Below are 8573 nucleotides of genomic sequence, written 5' to 3'. Positions count from 1 at the left end.
GCCCTGGGCGGGGGGGGGGGGCCGGCGTTGAGCCCCGACCACAGCTTCTAAGGGGCCCTGACCGCGTCCATCGCGGGGCGCGGCGCCACCTACGCGACGGGGGGCGGCGTCGGCTGCGCCCGCTAACCACGACGGGACCGGTGGCGCCTACGCCTTCGCTCCCATGCGCCGCCGGTCCCGTCATCTGTCCCCCCGTCCGGGGGTGTCGCCTACATCGAGGCGATCAGGCGGTCGACGCGCTCGTCGACCGACCGGAACGGATCTTTGCACAACACGGTGCGCTGTGCTTGATCGTTCAACTTCAAATGCACCCAATCCACGGTGAAATCGCGCCCGGCCTCCTGGGCGGCGGTGATGAAATCGCCGCGCAGCTTGGCCCTGGTGGTCTGCGGCGGGGTCTCGACCGCCGCGTCGACGGCCTCGTCCTCGGTGATCCGCTTGGCCAGGCCCTTGCGCTGCAGCAGGTCGAACACGCCGCGGCCGCGCTTGATGTCGTGGTAGGCCAGGTCCAGCTGGGCGATCTTCGGATCCGACAGCTCCATGCTGTAGCGGTCCTGGTAGCGCTGGAACAGCTTGCGCTTGATCACCCAGTCGATCTCGGTGTCGACCTTGGCGAAATCCTGCGCCTCCACCGCGTCGAGGGTGCGGCCCCACAGGTCCACCACCGCGTCGACCTGCGGATCGCGGTCGCGATTGCGCAGGTGCTCGACCGCGCGGGCGTAGTACTCGCGCTGGATCTCGAGCGCGCTGGCCTGCCGCCCGCCGGCCAGCCGCACCGGACGGCGGCCGGTCAGATCGTGGCTGACCTCGCGGATGGCGCGGATCGGGTTGTCCAGGGCGAAGTCGCGGAAGGACACGCCGGCCTCGATCATCTCCAGCACCAGCGACGCCGTGCCCACCTTGAGCATGGTGGTCGGCTCGGCCATGTTGGAGTCGCCGACGATCACGTGCAGGCGCCGGTACTTCTCGGCGTCGGCGTGCGGCTCGTCGCGGGTGTTGATGATCGGCCGCGAGCGGGTGGTCGCCGAGGAGACGCCCTCCCAGATGTGCTCGGCGCGCTGCGACAGGCAGAACGTGGCCGCCTTCGGCGTCTGCAGGACCTTGCCCGCACCGCAGATGAGCTGGCGGGTGACCAGGAACGGCAGCAACACATCGGAGATCCGGGAGAACTCGCCCGCCCGCACCACGAGGAAGTTCTCGTGGCAGCCGTAGGAGTTGCCCGCGGAGTCGGTGTTGTTCTTGAACAGGTAGATGTCGCCGCCGATACCCTCCTCGGCGAGCCGCTGTTCGGCGTCTATCAGCAGGTCCTCGAGCACCCGCTCACCGGCCCGGTCGTGGGTGACCAGCTGCACCAGGCTGTCGCATTCGGCCGTCGCGTACTCGGGATGCGATCCGACGTCGAGGTACAACCTGGCACCGTTGCGAAGGAAGACATTAGAGCTACGGCCCCAGGACACCACCCGGCGGAACAGGTACCGGGCCACCTCGTCGGGGGACAGCCGACGGTGACCGTGGAAGGTGCATGTCACACCGAACTCGGTCTCGATCCCCATGATTCGTCGCTGCACACTATCGACACTACAGCCATGACCAGTGCCCGCGCGGCGCTCCGGACATCCCATTCGCATACGTGTTCACAACGATTCGGACAGCGAACGACCCGGTGACCTGGACGCGGTCGGGCCCGCGAACCGTGCTGGTTCGCGGGCCCGACCATGATCGTGACGGCGGTGACTACTCCCCCGCGCCGTCCTCGGGTTCGGGCAGCGCCACCTCGGTGACCTGCTGGCCCGTGGTTCCGGCCAGCGCCTGCTCGAGCGGGGCGCCCTGCAGCCGCCGGAACGCCCGGCGCGGGCGGGACTGCTCCAGGGTGGCGACCTCGAGCGAGGCGACACCGAGGGCGCGCTTGTCCTTGTCCGCCTCCGGCTGCCCCGCCTGCAGTGCCCCGATCGCCACCTTCAGCGCCTCGTCCAGGCTCAGACCCGGCTTGTAGGCCGCCTTGAGCGCCGTCAGGATCGGCTCGGTGGTGCCACCCATGACGACGTACTCACGTTCGTCGACGATCGACCCGTCGAAGGTGATCCGGTACAGCACCGAGGCGGACGCCTGCTCCGGATACCCGACCTCGGCGACGCACAACTCCACCTCGTAGGGCTTGAGCTGATCGGTGAAGATCGACCCCAGGCTCTGCGCGTAGAGGTTGGCCAGCGAACGACCGGTGACATCGCGCCGGTCGTACTGGTATCCCTTGAGGTCGGCCTGCAGGATGCCGCCCCGGCGCAGAGCCTCGAACTCGTTGTACTTGCCGACCGCGGCGAAACCGATGCGGTCGTAGAGCTCGCTGATCTTGTGCAGGGTCGCCGACGGGTTCTCCGCGACGAACAGCACACCCTTGTCGTACACCAGCACGACCACGCTGCGACCCCGACCGATGCCCTTGCGGGCGAGCTCGGTCTTGTCCCGCATGATCTGCTCGGCGGACGCGTAATACGGCAGCGTCATGCGCTGGCACCCCCGTTCTGCGCGGCACTCCGGTCGGCCGCGATGGCCGTGGCGACCGCACCGAGTCGTTCCTCGTCCACCTCGACCGCGCCGTCGGCGTCGATCAGCACCACCGTCGGGTAGATCCCGCGCAGCGGGTCCGGCCCGCCGGTGGCGGTGTCGTCGTCGGCGGCGTCGACCAGCGATTCGACCGCGATCCGCAGGGCGAGATCCTGGTCGAGACCGGGGCGATAGGTCTTCTTGAGCGAGGACTTGGCGAACATCGAGCCCGACCCCACCGCGGTGTAGCCGAACCGTTCCTCGCTGCGCGAACCGACCACGTCGAACGAGACGATGCGCCCCGCCCTGTCGGGGTCGGTGACCTGGTCGTCGTAGCCGACGATCAGCGGCACCACCGCCAGCCCCTGCATCGCGGCGGGCAGGTTGTCCCTGACCATCTTCGACAGCTTGTTGGCCTTGCCGTCGAAGGTGAGCGAGACGCCCTCGATCTTCTCGTAGTACTCCAGCTCCACCGCGAACAACCGCACCATCTCCACGGCCAGCCCGGCCGTGCCCGCGATGCCCGCGGCGGAGTAGGTGTCGGTGATGTACACCTTCTCCATGTCGCGCGAGGCCACCAGGTTGCCCTGGGTGGCGCGGCGATCGCCCGCGATCAGCACACCGCCGCGGTAGCTGACCGCGACGATGGTGGTGCCGTGCGGCGCGAAGTCCGCGCCGGCGGTGAGATCGCCGACACCGAACCTGTTGGCGGGCAACAGGTCCGGTGCGTGCATACGGAGATGTTCGGTGAACGAGGACAGCGCCTGTCCGGCATGGAGGCGCAACGGGTCACCTGAGGTCACTGGCCGCCCTTCTGCACATAGGCCCGCACGAAGTCCTCGGCGTTCTCCTCGAGCACGTCATCGATCTCGTCGAGCAGGTCGTCGGTCTCCTCCGCGAGCTTCTCGCGGCGCTCCTGTCCTGCGGCGCCGTCGCCCTCGGGCCCCTCGTCCTCGTCGCCACCCCCGGCGCGCTTGGTCTGCTCTTGTGCCATGGCAGCCGACCTCCTCTTCCACTCAATGATCGTGCTCGTCCTTCAACCCTACCGAGCCGATCCGACAACATGGTCGATTAGCGATCGGATTGTCGCCCGGTCGTGCCGGTTTTCGGCTCAGTGGGTGAGCTGGTCGACGAGTTCGGCGGCCGACTCCGCGGCGTCGAGCAGCTTGCCGACGTGCGCTTTCGTACCCCGGCGCGGCTCGAGGGTGGGGATGCGCACCAGCGAGTCGCCGCCGAGGTCGAAGATCACCGAATCCCAACTGGCGGCGGCGATATCGGCGCCGAACCGGCGCAGGCACTCGCCACGGAAGTACGCGCGGGTGTCGGTGGGCGGGTTGGTCATGGCGTCGAGCACGTCCTGCTCGCTGACCAGCCGCTTCATCGACCCGCGCGCCACCAGCCGGTTGTAGAGACCCTTGTCCAGGCGCACATCGGAGTACTGCAGGTCCATCAGGTGCAGTTTGGGCGCGGCCCAGCCCAGGCCCTCACGGCTGCGCATGCCCTCGAGCAGGCGCAGTTTGGCGGGCCAGTCGAGCAGGTTGGCGCATTCCATCGGGTCGCGCTCGAGCAGGTCGAGCACCATGGCCCAGTTGTCGACGATGTCGCGCACGCGCGGATCGTCGTTGCCCTCGCGGTCGACGAACTTGGCGACCCGCTCGTGGTAGAGCCGTTGCAGCGCAAGGCCGGTGAGCTCACGGCCGTCGGCAAGGGCGACGGTGGCGCGCAACGACGGGTCGTGGCTGATCTGGTGCACGGCGGTGACCGGGCGGGCCAGCTGGAACTCCGAGAGGTCCTCGCCCGCCTCGATCAGGTCGAGCACCAGCGCGGTGGTGCCGACCTTGAGGTAGGTCGACATCTCGGCCAGGTTGGCGTCACCGATGATCACGTGCAGGCGCCGGTACTTGTCGGCGTCGGCGTGCGGCTCGTCGCGGGTGTTGATGATGCCGCGCTTGAGCGTGGTCTCCAGGCCGACCTCGACCTCGATGTAGTCGGCGCGCTGGGACAGCTGGAAACCGGCGTGGTCACCGGACTGGCCGATGCCGACCCGGCCGGACCCGCAGATCACCTGACGGGAGACGAAGAACGGGGTCAGTCCGGCGATGATGTGGCTGAACGGGGTGTCGCGGTTCATCAGGTAGTTCTCGTGGGTGCCGTAGGAGGCGCCCTTGCCGTCGACGTTGTTCTTGTACAGCTGCAGGCGCGGAGCGCCCGGCACACTCGAGGCGTGCCTGGCGGCGGCTTCCATCACCCGCTCGCCCGCCTTGTCCCAGATGACGGCGTCGAGCGGGTCGACGACCTCGGGGGCGGAGTACTCCGGGTGGGCGTGGTCGACGTAGAGCCGGGCGCCGTTGGTGAGGATCATGTTCGCCGCGCCGACCTCGTCGGCGTCGATCACCGGGGCGGGCCCGCTCATCCGGCTCAGATCGAAACCACGCGCGTCACGCAGCGGGGATTCCACCTCGTAGTCCCAGCGGGTCCGCTTGGCCCGCGGCACCCCCTCGGCGGCCGCGTAGGCGAGCACGGCCTGGGTGGAGGTCAGGATCGGGTTGGCCGTCGGCTCCGTGGGGGTCGAGATGCCGTACTCGACCTCGATTCCGATGATGCGCTGCATGCTGACGAGCCTAGGCGACGCGTCCGACCCGCACCCGCATCTCCGCCCAGGGGACCCCCGGGTCCCCCTCCCGGCGGACCCCGGATGGTCCTCGCGGGCGATCCGGTCGCGCCCTGGTCATCGCGATACTCGGTCCATGAGCGAATCCGTGCAGCAACTCGCCTCCGGAACCGCCGAACGACCAGGCCGGGTGATCGCGCTGGACGTCCTGCGCGGTATCGCGATCCTGGGCACGCTCGGCACCAACATCTGGATCTTCACCGATCCCGCGGGACTCGTCGGCTATATCGAGCATCTGGGCGGTGCGGCCGAGGACGGCTGGGCGTGGACCGAGCGGGTGTTGCAGCAGCTGGCGCAGGGCAAGTTCCTCGGCCTGCTGACGGTGATGTTCGGCATCGGCCTGGCCATCCAGCAGTCCTCGGCCCGCCGGGGCGGGCGGCGCTGGCCGGGGAAATATCCGTGGCGGGCGGGGCTGCTGTTCCTCGACGGCCTGCTGAACTTCCTGCTGGTCGCCGAGTTCGACGTGCTGATGGGGTACGCGGTGACCGGTCTGGTGGTCGCCTACCTGCTGGCGACGAGCGAACGGGCGCAACGGCGCTGGCTGATCGTGGCCGCCTCGATCCACGTCAGCATGCTCACGCTGATCGCGGCCGCGCTGGCCTTCGCGCCCGACGGTGAGCGGGCCACCTCGGCACCGCTGGACCCGAATCCCTACGCCGACGGCTCGTTCTGGGATCTGGTGCTGTTCCGCCTCGACAACGCGGCGGCGTTCCGGCTCGAGGCGATCCTGGTGTTCCCGATGTCGGTGGCGCTGTTCCTGCTCGGCGCGCGCCTCTACCACGCCGGGGTGTTCCGGCCCGAGGGCGCGCGGATCCGGCAGCGGCTCATGGTGATCGGTTTCGCCGTCGCCGCGCCGCTGGACTTCTCGGTCGGCGTCTTCGGCGGCGGCGATCTGGTCCTGTTCACCCGCTACGGCACCGCACCCTTCGTGGCGCTGGGCATCCTGGCCGCGGTCGCGGAGTTCTACCTGCGCAGGCCGCGCGTCGGATTCGCGGGCGCCCGGCTCGGCGAGGTCGGCCGGACCGCGCTCAGCTGCTACATCCTGCAGAACCTGATCGCCGGGATCCTGTGCTACGGCTGGGGTTTCGGGCTGGCGGCCCGGACCTCCGAGGCCGCGCGGGTCCCGTTCACGATCGGGATCTACCTGCTGGTGGTCGCCCTGATCACCCTGTTCGCCCACCTGTGGCTGCGCCGCTTCCAGCGCGGTCCGGTGGAATGGCTGTGGCACCGCACCTATCAGCTGGTGGCGGGGTGAGTCAGCGGAAACGCTCCTCCGGCGGTGGCGCCGCATCCGGCGCCACGAGCAGGTCGGAGACCAGCGAATCCCGTTGCAGCGGAACGCCGAGACTGCGGGCATTGCCCTCGAACAGCGACAGCACCGACTCGGTCAGGATGCCCTGGATCTGCTCGGTGGACAGAACCGGCTGCGCGTCGGCACGCCAGCTGGCCACCACACCGTCGACGAGCCCGACCATGCCGAACGCCATCGGCCTGGCCCGGGCGGAGTCGATGCCGAAGCGGGCCAAGCTCGCCGCGAACATGTCGGCCAGCTGACCACCGACCTCGCGGCCCGCGCCACCGAGACTGGCGCCGCTGCCCTCGGGCGCGGCGTCACCGAGGAATCGGTGCAGGTTGGGATGGCGGTCGATCCAGCCGAGGTAGGTGCCGATGGCGCCGCGCACCGCGTCCTTGAGCGTGCCGTCGGGGCGCAGCGCGGGCAGCAGCTCCGCGAGCAGCAGCTCCAGGATGCGCTGGCGGGCCAGGGCGTCGAGCTCGGCGCGGCCGCCGACGTGGCGGTACACCACCGGTCGCGGCAGGGCCAGGTGTTCGGCGATCAACTGCACCGAGATCTCGACGCCGTGTTCCTCGATCACTTCGACGGCGGCGTCGATCATCTCCGCACGGCGTTTGGCCTTGTGTCCCTGCCAACGGGTGGCCCGCCCGTCGCCGACGGGCTGCGCGTGCTGAGCGGATGGTGCGGTCACAGTGGTCACGATACGCGTGCCGGGGGTGCGCGTGACACATCGTCGCAGTTACCCGGGCTCGGTATGCTCATCGGCATGCGATCCCCGGCGATGGTCACGGTCTACGCGGTTCTCGCGTACCTGTTGCCCGCCGTCGTCCTGGTGAGCATGCCCGGCGGCGAGACCGCGCAGCTGCTCGCCGCGGGCGCGCTCGCGGCGACCATGGCCTGCGCGCTGGTCGCGCTCACCGGCCACCGCCTGGTTCCCGTGCGGGGGGCCGCGGCGGGACCACCACGATCGGCCCAGCGCCGCCTGCGCGGCGCCTTTCTGCCGCAGAGCAATCCGGACGCCCCGGGACGGCCACGACCACGAGCCCCGGGACACGACCACCCCTGACAGGCCGCGCGCCTGTCGGATCCGGTGATCCCCTTCCCCCGCGTGCGTTCGCGCGCCCTTCCGGACAGGTCGTTCCGCCATGCTCGATATCGTCTATTTCCCGGTGTCCGCCGCGCTCTGGTGCTGGCACCGGCTCTTCGCCGTCCCCTTCGGCCCCGCCGACGGACTCGCCTGGCTACTGGCCGTGGTCGCCCTCGTCGTCACCGTGCGGGCCCTGCTGATCGTGCCCGCCCTGCGCCAGGCCCGCTCGCAGGCACTGCTGCGATCCCTGCAACCCGAGATCGACAAGATCCGCCGCCGCCATGCCGACGATCAGCGCGCGCACGCCGAGGCGCTCCGGGCACTGCACCGCGAACACGGGGTCCGCCCGTTCGCGGGCCTGGTCCCGCTGCTCGCGCAGGCGCTGGTGTTCCTCGGCCTGTTCCACGTGCTGCGCTCGTTCGACCGCACCGGCGCGTACGCGGTCGGCCCGTTCGCCTCGACCGACACCCCCCTGTCGGTGGAGGCCAACCGGGCTACGGCGAACTATCTGCTCGGGGTGCCCGAGGTGCACGCGTTCCTCGATGCCCGGGTCTTCGGCGCGCCGCTGTCGGCGACCATGACCGCCGCCGGCGAACAGCTCGCGGCGGTGGCCGCGCTGGTCGTCCCGCTGGTGCTGCTCACCGCGCTGACGACCCACCTCACCGCGCGACTCACGCCCCCGGCCGGGGACGGCACCGCGGCGATCCTGCGGCGGCTGTCGCTGTGGGTGTTCCCGGCGGGCGCGCTGGTCAGCGGCGCGATCATGCCGATCGCGGTGCTGGTGTACTTCGCGACCAACGCGGCGTGGACCTGTGGCCAGCAGTATCTGATCCGCCGCGGGCTCGACGCCGAGGCCGCGGCGGGCCCGGCGGAGTACGCGCCCCCGGGGGGCGCGGGCCCCCCCCCGGGGCGCTTCACACTGCTGCCCCCCCCCCCGCCGCCCCTGCCGCCGGCGGCGGGCGCCCGCGACGTCGACCTGC

At 70.2% G+C, this 8573-nt stretch carries 9 protein-coding genes; 3 read left to right on the top strand and 6 right to left on the bottom strand.

Translation table 11 applies throughout. From position 1 onward, the window contains the following. Positions 1-209: 209 nt before the first annotated feature. The 5 genes from pafA to dop all read right to left on the bottom strand — a co-directional run bounded on the left by pafA (position 210) and on the right by dop (position 5152). Positions 210-1568, bottom strand: a complete 1359-nt coding sequence (gene pafA / locus QH270_RS32135; RefSeq protein ID WP_186817494.1) for a Pup--protein ligase — start codon at positions 1566-1568, stop codon at positions 210-212. A gap of 166 nt (positions 1569-1734) precedes the next feature. Next, entirely contained in the window at positions 1735-2502 is a 768-nt protein-coding gene (gene prcA, locus QH270_RS32130) for a proteasome subunit alpha (RefSeq protein ID WP_280348311.1), read from the bottom strand. Then, positions 2499-3344 carry a proteasome subunit beta gene (prcB, locus tag QH270_RS32125; RefSeq protein WP_280348309.1) on the bottom strand — a complete coding sequence of 282 codons (846 nt, stop codon included), beginning with the start codon at positions 3342-3344 and terminating at the stop codon, positions 2499-2501. Before prcB ends, prcA begins: the two co-directional genes overlap by 4 nt. Continuing rightward, the gene (locus QH270_RS32120) at positions 3341-3535 is read right to left on the bottom strand and encodes a ubiquitin-like protein Pup (protein WP_067492090.1); all 195 of its coding nucleotides are present in this window, start codon (positions 3533-3535) and stop codon (positions 3341-3343) included. The genes prcB and QH270_RS32120 overlap by 4 nt, the downstream gene beginning before the upstream one ends. Positions 3536-3652: 117 nt before the next feature. Continuing rightward, on the bottom strand, positions 3653-5152 hold the full coding sequence (dop, locus tag QH270_RS32115; protein ID WP_110041276.1) for a depupylase/deamidase Dop: 1500 nt from the start codon (positions 5150-5152) through the stop codon (positions 3653-3655). Between the two features lie 136 nt (positions 5153-5288). On the opposite strand from dop, the gene QH270_RS32110 reads away from it, so the two are divergent. Next, the gene (locus tag QH270_RS32110) at positions 5289-6467 is read left to right on the top strand and encodes a DUF418 domain-containing protein (RefSeq protein WP_280348307.1); all 1179 of its coding nucleotides are present in this window, start codon (positions 5289-5291) and stop codon (positions 6465-6467) included. A gap of 1 nt (position 6468) precedes the next feature. On the opposite strand, the gene QH270_RS32105 is transcribed toward QH270_RS32110, so the two are convergent. Then, positions 6469-7197 (bottom strand): TetR/AcrR family transcriptional regulator, encoded by a 729-nt coding sequence (locus QH270_RS32105; protein ID WP_232999306.1) that lies wholly within the window; start codon positions 7195-7197, stop codon positions 6469-6471. 75 nt (positions 7198-7272) lie between these two features. Between QH270_RS32105 and QH270_RS32100 the strand changes: the two genes are divergently transcribed. Both QH270_RS32100 and yidC read left to right on the top strand, forming a co-directional pair. Beyond that, on the top strand, positions 7273-7572 hold the full coding sequence (locus QH270_RS32100; RefSeq protein WP_280348305.1) for a DUF6412 domain-containing protein: 300 nt from the start codon (positions 7273-7275) through the stop codon (positions 7570-7572). Positions 7573-7651: 79 nt separating this feature from the next. Then, a partial coding sequence (gene yidC / locus QH270_RS32095; RefSeq protein ID WP_280348303.1) for a membrane protein insertase YidC occupies positions 7652-8573 on the top strand: 922 nt, incomplete at its 3' end.

This window comes from Nocardia neocaledoniensis (genome assembly GCF_029868625.1).
Lineage (GTDB): Bacteria > Actinomycetota > Actinomycetes > Mycobacteriales > Mycobacteriaceae > Nocardia > Nocardia neocaledoniensis_A.
The sequence above is the reverse complement of the archived record's forward strand: the minus strand, read 5'-3'. Positions and strand labels throughout refer to the sequence as shown.